This is a genomic window from Salinibaculum sp. SYNS191 (assembly GCF_037338445.1).
GTDB lineage: Archaea > Halobacteriota > Halobacteria > Halobacteriales > Haloarculaceae > Salinibaculum > Salinibaculum marinum.
On record NZ_CP147838.1, the window covers coordinates 2,802,220 to 2,817,964 of the forward strand.

Here is a 15,745-nt window from a genome sequence, read left to right on the forward strand (position 1 = left end):
CCGGCAATGGCCGACGACGCCGTCCTCCGGAGCGCCCGCAACGCGTTCATGGTCCTGCTCCTCTTGCTGCTCGCTATCAGCACCTACCAGTTCTACACCGTCGGCGGGCTGTCGACGCCGATTGCGGTGCTGTGGGTCGCGGGCGCGGGCGTGTTCTACCTCTCGAAGTGGCACTACGGCCGCCAGTCGGGGGCTCCGGAAACTGAAAAGGATTAACTGAGTGGCTCCGGTACCCTGGGGTAATGGCTAAGGACGTCAAACCCACGCGGAAGAACCTGATGCAGATTGAGGACCGCATCGAACTCTCCGAGCGTGGGCACGACACCCTCGAGAAGAAGCGGGACGGGCTCATCATGGAGTTCATGGACATCCTCGACCAGGCCCAGGACGTCCGCGAGGGGCTGGACGACAGCTACGAGCGCGCACAGCGGGCCATCGACATGGCGCGGGCGATGGACGGCGACGTGGCCGTCCGCGGGGCCGCCGCCGCGCTGAAGGAACACCCCGAACTCACCACCCAGTCGAAGAACATCATGGGCGTCGTCGTCCCGCAAATCGAGTCCTCGAAGGTCAAAAAGAACCTCGACGAGCGCGGCTACGGCGTGCTCGGCACCAGCGCCCGCATCGACGAGGCCGCCGACGCCTACGAGGAACTGCTGGAGAACATCATCCTCGCCGCCGAGGTGGAGACGGCGATGAAGAAGATGCTCGAGGAAATCGAGACGACCAAACGCCGCGTCAACGCCCTGGAGTTCAAACTCCTGCCCGAACTCCGCGAGAATCAGGAGTACATCGAGCAGAAACTCGAAGAACAGGAGCGCGAGGAGATCTTCCGCATGAAGAAGATCAAGGCCAAGAAGGAGGAGGAGGAACGCGCCGAGCGCGAGGCCGAGGAAGCCGAGACCGAGGAACCGCTGCCCGCCGACGACTGAGACGCCCCCTTCTTTCCTTCTGGCGACCCAAGACTCTCCATGGACTGTCCCGACTGCGGTGCCGAGACGCTTTCCTTTCCCGTCCCCACGGAGCTACGCGAGTTCCTGCCCGGCGACGAACCCGGCGCGGCGCTGTGTACCCGCTGTCTGTCCTTGCACCCGGTGGCCGACCCGCCGGCCGACCAGCCCGACTTCCAGCAGGTGAGTACCGCCTTCCCGGGCAACACCGAGGCCGCCGTCCCGATGGCGCTGCTCGTCGGCCTGCTGGAGAACCTCGCGCTTTACCGGGCCGAGATATCTGACCTGCTCGCCCGCGTCGAGCAGGCCGGCACGGACCCGCTGCTCGTGCTGGACCGCCTCTCGTACGACGAAGCCATCGACGCCGACGTCGACCTCGCCGGCCGCCGCACGCAACTGGAGCAACTTCTCTGACTGTCTGCTGCCACCCCAAACAAGTTGGGTACTACGCCTATTTTCCCGTAGCCACTACGAGTAAATGCGACATTGAGACAGATGTCGTCACGACGTCGCACGACGTCGTCTCCCCCCGAGACACCGAGGCTTTCCCCCCGACTCGGTGTCACTGTCCCCCACGACAGACCCCTTTCCCCCACACTTTACCCCTACCCGAACCCGGACAGCGACCGCTCTAGACGCCGGTCGCGTAGCGCAACAGCCCGGCGACGCCGCCGAAGGCGGTGAGGAGCTGTTCGCCCTTCTCGAAGTCGGTCGAGACGAAGATGGTCTCCGTGCCCCGCTGGTTGGCGATCTCCATCAGGTGGTCGATGACGTCCTCGCGCTCGCCGTCTTCGACCTCCTCCCCGCATCGCGAGCAGGTGTGGGTCGGCGTGCCCGTGCCCTCGACGAGTTCGCGCTCGGTGTGGCCGTTGGAACACTCGTAGGTGACGACGTCCTGGCGGAGGTCCTCGCTGATGAGCAGGCGGTCGACGGCCCCCATCATCAGGTTCTCGCGGGTCGGCTCGAACCCGTAGGTGGCCTTGTCGCCGTCGTGGAGTTCCTTGAAGAACTCCTCCATGACCTGCTTGTCCTCCAGCATCTCGTGTTCGGCCAGCACCTCGCTGGCGGCGTCGACGAGGTCGTGCAGGCCGGATTCGTCGGTGTAGGCCACGTCGAACTTCCCCAGGACCATGTCCTGGAGTTCGTGGTGGAGGTAGTCGCCGTCGAGGAACTCGTCTTTCGTCGGCGAGGGGCCGCCGACGAGGATGCCGTCGATGTCGTGGCGGTCGGGGACGAACAGGTCGTTGGCCATGCCGGCGACCTCCTGGTAGAAGTTGTCGATGGCCTCCAGGCGCAGGCGGGCGAACCGCTGTGCGGACTGGCCACCCTTTCGCTGCTTGCCCGGCACCAGCGAGGAGGCGGACTTGACCGGTTCGACGCGCTTGCCGCGGAGCCAGCCGACGTTGGCCTCGCGGCGGTCCAGCACGACGAGACCGAACAGGCCCTTGTCGGCCAGCATCTCCTCCAGGGGCTCGGTCAGGAACTCGGAGTCGCAGTGGTAGCGAAAGGACTCGACGGGCTGGGGCGGGCTCTCCAGCACGCGGGTAATCATGTCCGTCTGGCCGCCGCCGGCGTCGACCGCACCCGAAAAGAGGACCATCCCGTTCTCGGGTGGCTTGGTGTCGTAGTACTTCAACCGGTCCTTGATGCTCTTCAGCGCGTCCTGGACGTTCGTCCGGGTGTCCTTGGACTTGATGTTGCTCGCCTCGGAGTGTTCCTGTGTGACGTGGGCGACGACGTCGCTCACCAGCCGGTCCGGCGGGACGTAGATAGTGACTAGCTGGGTCCCGGACCCGCGGTACTCCTTGAGTTCCTCGATGACCTTCCGGAACTCGTATTTTTGTTTGTCCGACTGCTCCCGTTCCTGCTCGCTCATTACTCCCAGTTGGGTCAGATGGCGTAAGAACCTGTTGACCTCTCACCCGCGGGCCGTGATGCCCCGGACGGACGGGTTTATATCGCCCCCGCGTCTGGGTGTAGCCAACGAACGATGGCGGGCTACGTCTGTACGATTGCAGGAGGCAAAGGCGGCGTCGGGAAGACGACGACGGCGCTGAACGTCGCGGCCGTCCTGGAGGCGGCGGGCTACGACACGGTGGTGGTCGACGCCGACCTCGGGATGGCGAACCTCGGGCAGATGCTCGGCATCGACCACGACAGTTCCATCCACGAGATTCTCGCCGGCCAGGCGACCGTCGACGACGCCCTGACGGAGACCCGCGGCGACGTGACGGTCATCCCCGGCGAGCAGACCCTGGAGGCCTTCGCCGACGCCGACCCTGCGAACCTGCGGGAGGTCATCACCGCCCTCCGCGAGGCCTACGACGCGGTGCTGGTCGACACCGGGGCCGGCCTCTCCCACGAGACGATGGTGCCGCTGGGCCTGGCCGACGGCATCCTGCTCGTGACCACGCCCGACGACGTGGCGGTCAGCGACACCGCGAAGACCGCCGACCTCGCCGACCGCGTCGACGGCCGCGTCCTCGGCGGCCTCGTCTGTCGCGTCACCGGCGAGACGGACGTCGCAGCCATCACCGCCGCGTTCGACTTCCCCACGCTCGGCGTCGTTCCCGTCGACCACGACGCCACCGGCTCCGAACCGCTCGTCCTGCACGCCCCCGACAGCCCTGCAGCCGAGGCCTACGAACTGCTGGGCTCGACACTCGCGGACGTGTTCTTCGAGGGGGCAGACCCCGCCGCGGGTGACCTGGTGTTCGAGGCGTCCTGGTTCGAGGACGAGACGGACGAAGAAGACGACGAGGAAGACGACGATTCCGGCGGCCGCTTCGGACTGTTCGGGTAGTCTCTACATCGAGTCGGGCGCGGCGACGCCGAGTGCGTCGAGCGCGTTGGCGACCGTGGTCTGTGCCGCAGCCACGAGCGCCAGCCGTGCCGTCCGGCGCTCGGCGTCGTCGACGTCGAGGACGCGACACTCCCGGTAGAAGGTGTTGAACGCCTCGGCGATGTCCCGGGTGTAGGTGGCGATGAGGTGGGGCTGGAGTTCGTCGGCGGCCTCCTCGATGCGTGCCGGGAAGGCCGCGATAGCGCGCAGGAGGTCCCGCTCTGCGGGGTCGGTCAGCGCGCTCGCGTCCACGGCGTCGGGTGCGGGGACGTCGACGTCCGCCGCCGCTGCCTCGTCGAGGATGCCGCAGGCGCGCGCGTGGACGTACTGGACGTAGGGGGCCGATTGGGCCTCGAAGTCGAGCGCCCGCTCCCACTCGAAGGTGATGCCCTTCGTCGGTTGCTTGGAGACGATGTCGTAGCGGACCGCGCCGATGCCGACCTCGTGGGCGATGCGCTCGACGTCCTCCTCCGTCAGGTCGTCGTCGCGGATGCGCTCGCCCATGCGCTCGTTGACCTCCTCGCGGGCGCGGTCGATGGCCTCGTCCAGCAGGTCGTCCAGGTCGATGCCGGTCCCCTCGCGGGTGGACATGCCGCCCTCGGGGAGGTTCACCCAGGAGTAGTGGACCGTCGAGAGGCGGTCGGTGTCGTGGCCCAGCTGTTCGAGGGTCGCCTTCAGTTGCTCGGCCTGGAGCTTGTGGTCCTCGCCGAGGACGGTGACCGCGCGGTCGAAGGTGTCGAACTTCCACTCGTGGTGGGCGAGGTCACGCGTCGTGTACAGCGACGTGCCGTCCGCCCGCAGGAATACGAGGTTCTTGTCGATGTCCTCGAAGGTGAGTTGCCAGGCGTCGTCCTCGTAGACGGCGCCGTCCAGTTCCTTCAGGCGCTCGACGACGTCGTCTGTCGAGCCGTCGCGCATGAAGCGGGTCTCCTTGACGAACTCGTCGAAGGTCGCGGGCAGGCGTTCGAGCGTCCCGCGCATCCCCGACAGCACCGTGTCGACGACCTCGCCGACGCGCTCGTAGACCGCCTCCTCGCCCTCCTCTAGGCCCTGGAGGATGGCCTGAATCTCGGCTTCGGCTTCCTCGACGTCCTCCGGGTCGGCGTCTTCGAGGTAGCTGTTGCCCTTGCGGTAGTAGCGGACCATCTCGTACTCCGGGGACTCGCGTTCGGGTTCGGGCAGGTCCGCCTCGTCGAAGGTCTCGTAGGCCCACGTGAACACGGCCATCTGGCGGCCGGCGTCGTTGACGTAGTAGTGCCGTTCCACGTCGTTGCCGGCGTACTCGAGCACTCGGGCGAGAGCGTCGCCGATGATGGGATTGCGCGCGCGCCCGACGTGGACCGGGCCGGTCGGGTTCGCGCTGGTGTGTTCGACGACTACCTCGTCGCCGGTCGGCTCCAGCGTGCCGTAGTCGTCGGCCCGGGCGGCTTCGAGCGTGTCGTCGAAGTACCGTTCGCTGGGCAGGAAGTTGACGTAGGGACCCTGCGTCTGGACGCTGTCGACGTAGTCGTACTCGCCGGGGTCGATCTCGTCGGCCACCTGTTCGGCGACGGCCGGCGGGGGTGCGCCGGCCTCACCGGCGAGCCGATAGGCGACGCTGGATGCCAGCACCGCGTCGACGTCCGCCGGCGGTGTCTCGATGCCGAGGTCGTCCGTCGGGAAGTCCAGTGCCGCGAGCGCCCCCGCAAGCGCCGCGCGGACCTCCGTTCGCATCGCGAGGAACATACCTCCCATTTCCCAGCGGCGTGTATAGGGATAACGGGTTCGGCCGACGACGCCGGGGGCGACCGCTACGCGAGGTTCAACACGCCGCCGCCGGTCTCCAGCGCCTGCAGGCCGTCCTCGACGGTGAACTTCGTGTCGTCGAGCGCAACGGGGTAGAGGCCGCCGATAGCACCGCCGTGGCGGACGACGAGACAGATGACCGGGAGGACCAGCGAGTCGTCCGTGCCCGGGTGGACGCCGCCGACCTTGCGGATGAACGGCTCCAGCGAGAAGCCGTCGCGGTCGGCCAGGTCCAGCAGTTCGTGGACGACGTCCGGGCACCCGGCGCTGAGAGGGTTGTCGGTCCCCGGCGGACAGACCCGCGGACTCCACCAGACGACCGTCGGGTCGACGATGCCGTCGGCCGCCAGCGCCTCGATGCGACCGATGACCTCCTGCTGGCGCTGTTGGACGTCCTGTGGCGTGAACGGACGGAGGCAGACCTGCACTTCGTAGCCGGGGCGGGGTGTCATGGCGGCCCATACGTCGCGCGAAAAGATGAACGTATCTGGCAGACGCGGCGCGTTCGGCCCCGCCCACCCGCCGGCTCCGGCCCCCGTTCAGTCGCCGTCAGCGGCAGGCGACGGCTGCGTGACGGGACCCGTACTCTGCCGGGTCCGGTCTTCAAGTGCGCTCAGCCAGGCGTCGATGGTGTAGGTCCGTCGCTCGTCGGTGTCGTACTCGTCGGTGTACGGCACGACACCGGTCAGTGGCTCCGTCTCCGTCGACTCGTCATACAGGGCGAGCGTCACGATGGGCACCCGGACCTCCTCCCGTGGCTCGTCGGCACCGACGAGCGAGCCGGGCACCATCCGGCGCTGGAAGGCGGGCTTGAGCGAGTAGCCGCGCTGGTCCGCCCATCCCTCGAACTTGGCCAGGAGTTCCCCCCGCGTCGTCTCCGCAGCCTGTGATTCGACCACGGCGTGGCGCTTCGGCGGCCACTGCCGGGTCTGGTAGTCGGCGACGAGTCCCGCCTCGCTGAGCGAACGCAGGCGCTCCAGAATCGCCTCCACCTGCCTGTCGCTGACCCGCGAGATGTTCGAGCGGATGTAACAGTCGATTCGAAGGCTACCCAGCGACTCGATTCCGGCGACTGTGTCTGTCGGGTTCCCGGCGTCTGTCATTCCTCGTCCCCCCGCGGCTCGCCGACGGATGACGAGCCTCGTGATTGGCAGTGGCGCATGTTCTGTTCTAGTTCATCGTGAATGTCGATGTTAAATATGTGTGCCTACTATCAAGACCTGGGGATGTCCCGGCGCGGGGTGGCGGCGCCCGGAGAGAGGCTCAGGAGCCAAGGATGTTTTAGTCTCGACTGCCATCTACGCTATCAATGAGTGAGTCCGACGGGCCGAAGCAGGTCTCGGACCCGGCCTACCACAGCGAGAACCACACCGCGGCCCAGACCTGCGGGTGGACGAAGAACGCGCTCCGCGGGGAGGGCAAGTGTTACAAGTACATCTTCTACGGTATCGAGTCCCACCGCTGTATGCAGATGACGCCGGTCGTCAAGTGCAACGAGCGGTGTGTCTTCTGCTGGCGCGACCACCAGGGCCACGCCTACGAACTCGGTGACGTGGAGTGGGACGACCCGGCCGCCGTCGCCGACGCCTCCGTGCGCCTCCAGAAGAAACTCCTCTCGGGCTTCGGCGGCAACGACGAGGTGCCCCGCGAGGTGTTCGAGGAGGCCATGGAGCCGCGACACGTCGCCATCTCGCTGGACGGCGAACCGACGCTGTACCCGTATCTGCCGGAACTCATCGAGGAGTTCCACGACCGCGACATCACCACCTTCCTCGTCTCGAACGGCACCAACCCCGACGTGCTCGCGGAGTGTGACCCGACGCAACTGTACGTCTCCGTCGATGCGGCCGACCGCCAGACGTTTGATTCGACGGTCAAGGCCGTCGAGGACAGCGCCTGGGACAATCTCATCGACACGCTGGACGTCCTGGCGGCGAAAGACGACACGCGAACCGTCATCCGGACGACGCTGGTCAAGGGTCACAACATGCACCACCCGGAGTGGTACGCGGCGATGTGCGACCGCGCGGACGCCGACTTCGTCGAGATGAAGGCGTACATGCACGTCGGCCACTCGCGGGGACGGCTGGACCGCGACTCGATGCCCGAACACGAGGAGGTCCGTGCGTTCACGGAGGAGTTGGGCGAGTACCTGCGCGAGCACGACGTGCTGAAGGAGGTCGAACCCTCGCGCGTGGCGATGCTGGCCCGCGAGGAGGCGACGTGGGTGCCGAAACTGGAGAAGTCCAGCGAGTTCTGGGAACGGGACCCGGTCGTGGAGTACTGAGGCGTAGAGACCGCCGCGAGCGAAGCGAGCGGAACCCCGGCGCAGAGTACTGACGTGATGCCCCTCAATTGCCCTCCGATTATCATTCTTTGAATTTGAATTCCCGGTAACGTTTATGCGGGTTACTGTCCAACATCCCAGTGGTACACAGGGGCAATGGCACAGAGGACAGGCATACTCCGTTCCCGGCTGCTGGGTGGGAACCAGCCGACGGACGGGAAGATGGTCGAGGCGCTGGAATCGCGACTGGCCGAGGACGAACCGGTCGTCCACCAACTCGCGAGCACCGGCGCCCTGGTTCACGAACAGGACGACGAAACGCGACAGCGCGGCGGCAGCGACGGCGGAACGCTGCTGGCTGCCACCGACCGGAAGCTCGTCTTCGTCATCGACACGAAGTCGGGCCGCGAGACGGCCGATATCCCGTACACGGACGTCAAGCGAATCGAGCGCGAGGACGGTATCCTCTCGACGACGGTGGTCCTGACGGTCTGGGGCCGGGGGACGTTCCGTCTCAAGCCCACGAGCGCCGACGGGGTCGACGACCTCGTCGGGGACGTGACCGCGCTCAGCCGGACCTGGCAGCTTGTGGTCGCGGCGCTGCAGGACGCCCGCCAGCACATCTCGCTGCTGGAGGAGCGCGTCGAGCGCGGCGAGATGGACGACGCCGAGGAGTCCCGGCAGTCGGCACGGGAACACATCGAGACGGCGACGGGCCGCATCGACGTCGACGACACGGCGGTTCGCCAGACGCTCCAGCAGCGCGTCCGGACGGTCCGGACGGAGCTGCGCCGGACGGTGAGCCGCGCCCGTATGAGCCGCGGTCGCGACCTCGTCGAGGAAGCCGACGGGCTGGCCGACCGCCGCGCGTACGACGCGGCCCACCGGTGTCTCCGGCAGGCCCGCGAGCACTTCGAGCGCGCACTCGACGTCGCTATCGAGGAGGACTTCGAGACGGCCGACGACCTCCGGGCCGACCTCGACGACCTCGCCGACCGCGAGCGGACGCTGCAGGGGCGGCCACTCGAACGCGCCGAGGCAGCCCGTGAGCGCGCTCAGGCCGCGGCCGGCCCCGCCGAGGAGGCCATCGCGTGGGAGGAGGCACTGGCACACTACCGCGACGCGCTCGAAGCAGGGTGGGGAACCGACGCGACGTTCGACGGCGACACGGACGCGCTCCGGATGCAAATCGAGTGGGTCGTGGCGAACCTGGTCGACGCACGGATGGCCATCGCCGAGGCGCTCGAATGGAACGGGGACCGCTGTCGCGACCGCGCACAGTCCGAGCGCGCGCGCACCCGTTACGCGGTCGCCCGCGAACACCTGGCTGTCGCCCGCCGACTGGCGGCGCAGTACCACACCGGCGACGTCGCCACACTGGACGAGCGTGCAGCGCGGCTCTGTGGCAAACGGCTCTGGCTCGGGTGAACGGCCCGGACGCTCCGCGAGTCGGGTACCACCAGGGTTTTGCCCGGTGGCGTCGTCCACCCTGTCATGAGTAACCTGACTGCGACACTCCACACGTCGAACGGCGACGTCGAAGTCGAACTGTTCGACGAGCGCGCGCCCCGCACCGTCGAGAACTTCGTCGGGCTGGCACAGGGTGCCGACGACTACGAGAACACCGAGGTTGCCCCGGGAACGGGCGCGTGGAAGGACCCCGAGACGGGCGAGAAGCGCATCGACCCGCTGTACGACGGCGTCGAGTTCCACCGCGTCATCGAGGGCTTCATGATTCAGGGTGGGGACCCGACCGGCACCGGCCGCGGCGGCCCCGGCTACCAGTTCGACGACGAGTTCCACGACGAACTGACCCACGACGGGCCGGGCATCCTCAGCATGGCCAACTCCGGGCCGAACACCAACGGGTCGCAATTTTTCATCACGCTGGACGCCCAGCCCCACCTCGACGGCAAACACGCCGTCTTCGGCCAGGTCACCGACGGGATGGACGTCGTCGAGGAAATCGGCAACGTCGAGACGGACATGCACGACGGGCCGACGACGCCGGTCACGCTCGAATCTGTCGAGATTCACGAGTAGGGCGGCGAACTCTCTCCTGACGCCCCGCTCTGGGGGGTGACAACTGCGGAAAACTGGTGTGACGGACGGCGGTCAGTCGACGACTGCCTCGACGGGCGCGTCGGCCTCCGACTCGTCCATCTCGATGCTGACGTCGCTGGCCTCGTCGCTGCGGGCGCGGCGGATGCGCCGGACGGCGCGGCGGCCGACCACGGCGGCGACCACGACGCCACCGACGAGCGGGACGACGGGCACGCTTCGCCCTGACGGGGACTCGGCGGGTACGTCCTCGGCGCTCTCGTCGACTGTCTCCTCGTCCGCGTTCGCGTCGCCGAAGTTGGTGCCGAAGTGGATAGCGTCGAAGTGCAGTTCGAACAGTGTGATTTTGCGAGCCATGTACGTACTGACGCCGAGGAATTACTTATAATAGTAGTGACACGTGATAGCAGCGGGCCGTCCGTGCGGGACGCCCCCAGCAGCGACAGACAGAAAGCCTGCGACGAGCAACGGGCCGGTATGGACGAGGACGGGGCCGAGAGCCCGATAGACCCGGCGGATATCGGCGAGCGCGACGCGCCGCCGGTCGCCGAGAAGCCCTACAAGATACTCTTCGAAGCGAACAGGTGCATCGGCGCTGGCAAGTGTGCGGAGGTGTCCGACAACTGGACGCTCGACATCTCGACGGGCATCGCCAGCCCGGAGGCGTACTTCGTCGGCGAGGACGAACTGGACGAGAACGTCAGAGCCGCCGAGGTCTGCCCCGCGAAGAAGGACCGCGGCGTCATCCACGTCATCGACCGCGAGACGGGCGAGGAGATAGCGCCCGACCCCGAAGGCGACGGCACGGTGTCCGTCGACTGGTGACTCGCGATTCAGCCCCCGGTCAGGCCCTTCTCCGCCCGCTCAGTCGTCGTGCTGTACTCCCGGAGGTGGGTGTCACAGTCGACACAGAGGTAGGCGTACTGCTGGACGTCGACACAGCAGGACTCGACCATCTCGCTCGTCTCGGTCAGCGCGCCGCCGCAGTCCGGACACGTCTCCCGCGAGCCCCGCAGCAGTTCGAGGATGCTGGCGCGCTGGTCGGCCGGGACCGCCAGCCAGTCGTCGGTCACCTCGGCCAGCGCCCGGTGGGCGGCGACGTCGCTGTGCAGCGCGGCCACGCTGGGCCACTTCCGCACGCGGATGCCCACCTCGTAGGCCGGGTACTCGCGGTCCTCGCCGCTCACGTCCTCGGGGTCGGTGTCGAACAGCGCCGCGACGGCCGCGCGGTCGACGCCTCCCTCCCGCACGTCGGCGAGGTGTCCGTCGACGCGCTCGGCGAAGGCCTCTGTCAGCCGGTACTGGCTGGGTCCGTCGGCGTTCTCGGCCGGCGCGACCACCCCGGCGTCGGTCAGGAACGCGTCGACGTCGACGGCGTTCTCCCGGTGGGCTTCCAGTTTCTCGACTGCCTCCCACGTCTCGCCGGCGTCGGGCGACTCCGGCGCGGGTTCCTTGCCCAGCGCCCGGAGCACCGGTTCGGGGAGGTAGCGGGTCGTCAGCGTCGGCGTGTAGGGGACGAGATATCCCCGGAGGTAGATGGCGAGCAGGGAGACGGCGAAGACGGCGGCGGCCAGTTCCACCGCGACCACGGCGGCGACGCCGGCCAGAACGGCGGCGATGACGACGTTGACGACGGTACAGGGCGTGCACCGGTTCTCGCCGGTGTACTCCGGGCGGCGGAGCCAGTCGAGGACCGGGCGTGACTGCGACATGGGCACACCGTGGCGTCCCAGGGTAAAAAAGCGGTCGAACGGCTCAGTCGTCGAGGAGACGGACGGTCGTCTCGGCGGTCAGGCCCTTTTCGTCGGCGTCGGCCACGTTCACCGCCGCGCCCAGCGTGTACTCGCCGGGGTCGGCCGGCTCCCACTCCGACTCCGACACCTTGAACGACTGCCGCCAGCGGCGGGTGAACCGCTTTTTCTCCCCCCGGCTGAAGTGCAGGCCCCCGGTCTCGTCCGGCGGGTCCTGGAGCGGGACGTGGGCCGCCTCCTCGATACCGTCGACGTGCCAGGTCCACAGCACCGGCGAGCGCGTCGCGATGGTGATGGGAAACGGCATCGAGTTCTTCATCGTCACACGGAAGGGCACGGGCTCGTCGGGGTGAAAGTCCGTTCCCGGCGTCTCGATGGTGAGAGAGATAGCGCGGTAGCGAAGCGCGTTCGGCACGAGCCGTCGGCTCCAGGCGCTCCCGTTGACCGACCGCATCGCCTGGGGCTCGTAGTCGTCCCGCTCGCTCGGCGCGTGGTGTTCGTCGTCGTCGCGGTGGAGCGCGCGCGACTCGTATATCCGACGCATTGCTCGCTGTACGTGTTCCCCCGCGTAAAACGTTGCGTCGCTAGTCGTCGGCGGCGACGCCGCCGGACTCGTCTTCGGTCTCCGGACGGGAGGCCGGGTAGTCGTCGTCGTAGATGTGGCAGGCTATATCGTGGGTCTCGCCGGTCGCGACCTGTCTGGGGTTGTCCTGCTCGCACGGCGAGTCCGGTGCCGCGGCGACGACCTCGCGCGCCCCGTCCAGGTCCTCGGCGTACAGCCGGTCGACGACGTCGCCGATGACCTCCTCTGCCTGCGGGTCGCCCAGCCGGTCGGGCAGGTCGAACTCCTCGCGGACGAGCGTGTCGAGTTCCTCGCGGTCGACCGCGGTGGGGTCGACGACCTCGGCGTCCTCGACGTCCTCGCCCTCCGCCTCCGTGAGGGCGGTGATGGCCTCGACGTGGTCCGCCCGCTGGACGCGGAGTTGCATGCTGAGCATCGACCGCCAGACCTCCTGGTCGAGGTCGTACGCCTCGGGCTGGATGACCCGCGGACACCGGGTGTGGAACCGACAGCCAGAGGGCGGGTTCAGCGGCGACGGGACGTTCCCCGGCAGGAATATCTGCTGACCCTCCCACAGCGGGTCAGGTTCGGGAATCGCCGACAGCAGCGCCTCGGTGTAGGGGTGATGGGGCGGCTGGAACACCTCCTCGGTCGTGCCCACCTCGGCGAACTCGCCGAGGTACATCACCGCGATGCGGTCGGAGATGTGCTCGACGACGCTGAGGTCGTGGGCGATGAAGATGTAGGAGAGGTCGAACTCCTCCTGGAGGTCCTCGAGCAGGTTGAGAATCTGTGCCTGGACGCTCACGTCGAGTGCGCTGACGGGTTCGTCGCAGACGATTATCTCGGGGTCGACCGCCAGCGCCCGCGCGATGCCGATGCGCTGGCGCTGCCCGCCCGAGAACTCGTGGGGATAGCGGTGGGTGTGCCGCGGGTTCAGCCCCACGATGTCCAGCAGCTCGCGGATGCGCTCCTCCCGTTCCTCGCCGGTGGCGATGTCGTGGATGTCGAGCGGTTCGCCGATGATGTCGCCGACGGTCAGCCGCGGGTTCAGGCTGGCAAAGGGGTCCTGGAAGATGTACTGGACGTCCTTCCGGCGGTCACGGAGTTCGCTCTCTGAGAGGTCCGTCAGGCGCTCGCCGCGGTAGTATATCTCCCCGTCGGTCGGCTCCTGCAACCGGAGCAGGGTCCGCCCGAGGGTGCTCTTCCCGCAGCCACTCTCGCCGACGACGCCGACGGTCTCGCCCTCGTAGAGTTCGAGGTCGACGCCGTCGACGGCCTTGACCTTCTGGACCCGTCCCAGGAAGTTGTCGATGATGCCGCCGCTGGAATCGTAGTACTTCCGGAGGTTCTCCGCGCGCAGGATTGGCTCCTCGTCGGCGCGGTCGTGGGCCTGTCTAGATTCCCTCCCTCCGTCCGGGCGATGTTCTCTACTGTCTCCTCACCGCGGACCGACACGTCGTAATCGAGTTCGCCCTCGAACCCGTCGGTGTATGCGAGACAGGCGGCGACGTGGTCGGTGGCCTCGCCGTCGTCCTCGCGTCCCGTCTCGGGGTCGAAAAGCGGCGGCTCCCGCCGCGTACAGCTCTCCTCGGCGAAGGGACACCGGGGGTGGAAACTGCAGCCCGGCGGTACGTCCACCAGGTCCGGCATCGTCCCCGGTATCGTCTGGAGCCGGTCGCGCGTGTCCCCGATGCGGGGAATCGAACTCATCAGCCCGACCGTGTAGGGGTGTTTCGGGTCGTAGTAGAGGTCGTCGACGGGGGCCTTCTCGACCGGCCGCCCGGCGTACATGACCATCACCCGGTCGCAGACGCGCGCGATGACGCCGAGGTCGTGCGTGATGAGCTGGACCGCGGTGTCGAACTCGTCGGCCAGTTCCTCGATTTCGTCGAGAATCTTGGCCTCGGTGGTCACGTCCAGCGCCGTCGTCGGCTCGTCCGCGATGAGCATGTCGGGGTCACAGGACAGCGCCATCGCGATGACGACGCGCTGTTGCATCCCGCCGGAGAACTCGTGTGGGTAATCGGAGTAGCGCGTCTCCGCGTCGGGGATACCCACCTTGTCCAGCAGGCGGATGGTTCGCTCTTTTGCCTCCTGCTCCGAGTAGTCGAGGTGGTGACGGATGGCCTCCGATATCTGGTCGCCGACCGTGTAGACGGGGTTGAGCGCGGTCTGTGCGTCCTGGAAGATCATCGCGATTTCGTTGCCGCGGACGTCGCGGACGTCCTCCTCACTCATCTCTAAGATGTCGGTCCCCTTGAACCGAATCGTGCCGCTCTCGATGCGGCCGGGGTTCTCGATGAGTCGCATCAGCGAGAGCGCGGTCACGCTCTTGCCCGCGCCGCTCTCGCCGACCACGCCGAACTTCTCGCCGCGGTCGATGGTGTACGTGAGGTTGTCGACGGCCGTCACGACGCCCTCCTCCGTGTAGAACTTGACCGTGAGGTCTTCCACTTCGAGCAGGGCCATCACTCGTCACCTCCGGGGCCGACGGTCGTCTGCTGGGCGTCCAGCGCGTCGTTGATGCCGTCGCCGATGAGGTTCATCGCCAGCACGAACATGAAGATGGCACCGCCGGGGAAGACGGTGGCCCACCAGGGGATGGCCCCGCCGGGGCCCTGCACGATGGTCTGGCGGGTCGAGTCGAGCATCGTCCCCCACTCGGCGGAGTTCGGCGGCAGGCCGAGTCCGAGGAACCCGAGCGCGGCGACGCCGATGACAGTCGTACCGATTGCCAGCGACGCCTGGACGACGAGCGGTGCGACGGCGTTCGGGACGATGTGTCTGAAGATGACCGAGCGGTCCCTGGCACCGAGTGCCTTCGCCGCGGTGACGTACTCGTTTTCCTTGACGCTCAGAATCTCCCCGCGGATGATGCGGGCGTAGCCTGCCCACCCGACGATGGTGTAGGCCAGCACGAGTTCCCAGTAGCCCCGGCCGAGCGTGGCGACGATGATGAGCGCCAGGACCAGGCCCGGGAACGCGAAGATGACGTCGACGAAGCGCATCATGACCTTGTCGACGTAGCCGCCGTAGTAGCCGGCGATAGCGCCGTAGATGAGCCCGATGGTCGCCGTGATGATGACGACGATGAAGCCGATTGAGATGCTGAAGCGGCCGCCGTAGAGGACCCGCGAGAACAGGTCCCGCGCGGAGCCGTCGGTCCCGAACGGGTGCGCGAGCGACGGCGGCTGGTAGGCGGTCACGTCGGGGTACTGGAGGTACAGAATCGCCTTGGGGTCGTAGGGTGCCAGCGAGAGTGGTTGCACCGTGATTCCCTCGATGACGACCGGGCGAGAGAAGATGGCGAGGAAGGTGAGGACGCCGACGATGGCAAGCCCGAGCATCGCGCTGCGGTTGTTCCGGAAGTCCCGCCAGGCACGCTTCCACCGGCTCTCGGTCTTCGACCCGGTGTCGGGCGTCCAGTCTGACAGGCGCTCCCGCTTCTCGACTCGGTCTGCGTCGAAGCCACGTATCTGAATTCGGCCACGTTTCGTTGACATA

General features: G+C 67.5%; 17 protein-coding genes and 1 pseudogene. 8 read left to right on the plus strand and 10 right to left on the minus strand.

The window, feature by feature from the left end:
• Positions 1-6: 6 nt before the first annotated feature.
• The 3 genes from WDJ57_RS14835 to WDJ57_RS14845 are packed head-to-tail and all read left to right on the plus strand — an operon-like array spanning position 7 to position 1,364.
• A complete protein-coding gene (locus WDJ57_RS14835) occupies positions 7-216 on the plus strand; it encodes a hypothetical protein (protein WP_338901606.1) in 210 nt (69 codons plus the stop codon).
• Positions 217-242: 26 nt separating this feature from the next.
• Positions 243-932: a V-type ATP synthase subunit D gene (locus WDJ57_RS14840; RefSeq protein ID WP_338901608.1), complete on the plus strand. Its 690-nt coding sequence runs from the start codon at positions 243-245 to the stop codon at positions 930-932.
• Between the two features lie 39 nt (positions 933-971).
• Positions 972-1,364, plus strand: a complete 393-nt coding sequence (locus tag WDJ57_RS14845; RefSeq protein ID WP_338901610.1) for a DUF6276 family protein — start codon at positions 972-974, stop codon at positions 1,362-1,364.
• A gap of 217 nt (positions 1,365-1,581) precedes the next feature.
• Here the strand turns inward: WDJ57_RS14845 and prf1 are convergent, their stop codons facing one another.
• Positions 1,582-2,826, minus strand: a complete 1,245-nt coding sequence (gene prf1, locus WDJ57_RS14850; protein ID WP_338901612.1) for a peptide chain release factor aRF-1 — start codon at positions 2,824-2,826, stop codon at positions 1,582-1,584.
• Between the two features lie 114 nt (positions 2,827-2,940).
• Here prf1 and WDJ57_RS14855 point away from each other — a divergent pair, with 114 nt between their 5' ends.
• Positions 2,941-3,753, plus strand: a complete 813-nt coding sequence (locus WDJ57_RS14855; protein ID WP_338901614.1) for a MinD/ParA family ATP-binding protein — start codon at positions 2,941-2,943, stop codon at positions 3,751-3,753.
• A 3-nt stretch (positions 3,754-3,756) separates the two neighbouring features.
• Here the strand turns inward: WDJ57_RS14855 and argS are convergent, their stop codons facing one another.
• The 3 genes from argS to WDJ57_RS14870 all read right to left on the minus strand — a co-directional run bounded on the left by argS (position 3,757) and on the right by WDJ57_RS14870 (position 6,680).
• The gene (gene argS / locus WDJ57_RS14860) at positions 3,757-5,517 is read right to left on the minus strand and encodes an arginine--tRNA ligase (protein WP_338901615.1); all 1,761 of its coding nucleotides are present in this window, start codon (positions 5,515-5,517) and stop codon (positions 3,757-3,759) included.
• A 65-nt stretch (positions 5,518-5,582) separates the two neighbouring features.
• Complete coding sequence (locus WDJ57_RS14865) at positions 5,583-6,029, minus strand: HTH domain-containing protein (RefSeq protein ID WP_338901616.1); 447 nt, start codon at positions 6,027-6,029, stop codon at positions 5,583-5,585.
• A gap of 87 nt (positions 6,030-6,116) precedes the next feature.
• Positions 6,117-6,680: an HTH domain-containing protein gene (locus WDJ57_RS14870; RefSeq protein ID WP_338901617.1), complete on the minus strand. Its 564-nt coding sequence runs from the start codon at positions 6,678-6,680 to the stop codon at positions 6,117-6,119.
• 206 nt (positions 6,681-6,886) lie between these two features.
• Here WDJ57_RS14870 and twy1 point away from each other — a divergent pair, with 206 nt between their 5' ends.
• From twy1 to WDJ57_RS14885, 3 genes are all read left to right on the plus strand, one after another.
• On the plus strand, positions 6,887-7,864 hold the full coding sequence (gene twy1, locus WDJ57_RS14875; protein WP_338901618.1) for a 4-demethylwyosine synthase TYW1: 978 nt from the start codon (positions 6,887-6,889) through the stop codon (positions 7,862-7,864).
• 156 nt (positions 7,865-8,020) lie between these two features.
• On the plus strand, positions 8,021-9,292 hold the full coding sequence (locus tag WDJ57_RS14880; protein WP_338901620.1) for a hypothetical protein: 1,272 nt from the start codon (positions 8,021-8,023) through the stop codon (positions 9,290-9,292).
• 66 nt (positions 9,293-9,358) lie between these two features.
• Positions 9,359-9,907 (plus strand): peptidylprolyl isomerase, encoded by a 549-nt coding sequence (locus tag WDJ57_RS14885; protein WP_338901621.1) that lies wholly within the window; start codon positions 9,359-9,361, stop codon positions 9,905-9,907.
• 72 nt (positions 9,908-9,979) lie between these two features.
• Here WDJ57_RS14885 and WDJ57_RS14890 read toward each other — a convergent pair whose 3' ends face one another.
• Positions 9,980-10,282 carry a hypothetical protein gene (locus WDJ57_RS14890; protein WP_338901622.1) on the minus strand — a complete coding sequence of 101 codons (303 nt, stop codon included), beginning with the start codon at positions 10,280-10,282 and terminating at the stop codon, positions 9,980-9,982.
• A 120-nt stretch (positions 10,283-10,402) separates the two neighbouring features.
• Between WDJ57_RS14890 and WDJ57_RS14895 the strand changes: the two genes are divergently transcribed.
• Positions 10,403-10,750: a ferredoxin gene (locus WDJ57_RS14895; protein WP_338901623.1), complete on the plus strand. Its 348-nt coding sequence runs from the start codon at positions 10,403-10,405 to the stop codon at positions 10,748-10,750.
• A gap of 8 nt (positions 10,751-10,758) precedes the next feature.
• On the opposite strand, the gene WDJ57_RS14900 is transcribed toward WDJ57_RS14895, so the two are convergent.
• The 5 genes and pseudogenes from WDJ57_RS14900 to WDJ57_RS14920 all read right to left on the minus strand — a co-directional run bounded on the left by WDJ57_RS14900 (position 10,759) and on the right by WDJ57_RS14920 (position 15,744).
• Complete coding sequence (locus WDJ57_RS14900) at positions 10,759-11,637, minus strand: hypothetical protein (RefSeq protein ID WP_338901625.1); 879 nt, start codon at positions 11,635-11,637, stop codon at positions 10,759-10,761.
• Positions 11,638-11,680: 43 nt separating this feature from the next.
• The gene (locus WDJ57_RS14905; protein WP_338901626.1) at positions 11,681-12,220 is read right to left on the minus strand and encodes a hypothetical protein; all 540 of its coding nucleotides are present in this window, start codon (positions 12,218-12,220) and stop codon (positions 11,681-11,683) included.
• 40 nt (positions 12,221-12,260) lie between these two features.
• Complete coding sequence (locus WDJ57_RS14910; protein WP_380629837.1) at positions 12,261-13,601, minus strand: ABC transporter ATP-binding protein; 1,341 nt, start codon at positions 13,599-13,601, stop codon at positions 12,261-12,263.
• A gap of 74 nt (positions 13,602-13,675) precedes the next feature.
• Positions 13,676-14,710, minus strand: a pseudogene (locus tag WDJ57_RS14915) (ABC transporter ATP-binding protein); the annotation flags it as partial.
• Positions 14,710-15,744: an ABC transporter permease gene (locus WDJ57_RS14920; protein ID WP_338901627.1), complete on the minus strand. Its 1,035-nt coding sequence runs from the start codon at positions 15,742-15,744 to the stop codon at positions 14,710-14,712. The gene WDJ57_RS14920 and the pseudogene WDJ57_RS14915, both read right to left, overlap by 1 nt.
• Between the last annotated feature and the right edge of the window lies 1 nt (position 15,745).

Excerpts from the sequence above, each read along its gene's own strand:
- WDJ57_RS14870 (WP_338901617.1), bottom strand. The coding sequence starts at position 6,680 with ATGACAGACGCCGGGAACCCGACAGACACAGTCGCCGGAATCGAGTCG.
- WDJ57_RS14900 (WP_338901625.1), bottom strand. The coding sequence starts at position 11,637 with ATGTCGCAGTCACGCCCGGTCCTCGACTGGCTCCGCCGCCCGGAGTAC.
- WDJ57_RS14840 (WP_338901608.1), top strand. The coding sequence starts at position 243 with ATGGCTAAGGACGTCAAACCCACGCGGAAGAACCTGATGCAGATTGAG.
- argS (WP_338901615.1), bottom strand. The coding sequence starts at position 5,517 with ATGTTCCTCGCGATGCGAACGGAGGTCCGCGCGGCGCTTGCGGGGGCG.
- twy1 (WP_338901618.1), top strand. The coding sequence starts at position 6,887 with ATGAGTGAGTCCGACGGGCCGAAGCAGGTCTCGGACCCGGCCTACCAC.
- WDJ57_RS14835 (WP_338901606.1), top strand. The coding sequence starts at position 7 with ATGGCCGACGACGCCGTCCTCCGGAGCGCCCGCAACGCGTTCATGGTC.
- WDJ57_RS14895 (WP_338901623.1), top strand. The coding sequence starts at position 10,403 with ATGGACGAGGACGGGGCCGAGAGCCCGATAGACCCGGCGGATATCGGC.
- prf1 (WP_338901612.1), bottom strand. The coding sequence starts at position 2,826 with ATGAGCGAGCAGGAACGGGAGCAGTCGGACAAACAAAAATACGAGTTC.
- WDJ57_RS14920 (WP_338901627.1), bottom strand. The coding sequence starts at position 15,744 with ATGTCAACGAAACGTGGCCGAATTCAGATACGTGGCTTCGACGCAGAC.
- WDJ57_RS14885 (WP_338901621.1), top strand. The coding sequence starts at position 9,359 with ATGAGTAACCTGACTGCGACACTCCACACGTCGAACGGCGACGTCGAA.
- WDJ57_RS14855 (WP_338901614.1), top strand. The coding sequence starts at position 2,941 with ATGGCGGGCTACGTCTGTACGATTGCAGGAGGCAAAGGCGGCGTCGGG.
- WDJ57_RS14845 (WP_338901610.1), top strand. The coding sequence starts at position 972 with ATGGACTGTCCCGACTGCGGTGCCGAGACGCTTTCCTTTCCCGTCCCC.
- WDJ57_RS14880 (WP_338901620.1), top strand. The coding sequence starts at position 8,021 with ATGGCACAGAGGACAGGCATACTCCGTTCCCGGCTGCTGGGTGGGAAC.
- WDJ57_RS14890 (WP_338901622.1), bottom strand. The coding sequence starts at position 10,282 with ATGGCTCGCAAAATCACACTGTTCGAACTGCACTTCGACGCTATCCAC.
- WDJ57_RS14905 (WP_338901626.1), bottom strand. The coding sequence starts at position 12,220 with ATGCGTCGGATATACGAGTCGCGCGCGCTCCACCGCGACGACGACGAA.
- WDJ57_RS14865 (WP_338901616.1), bottom strand. The coding sequence starts at position 6,029 with ATGACACCCCGCCCCGGCTACGAAGTGCAGGTCTGCCTCCGTCCGTTC.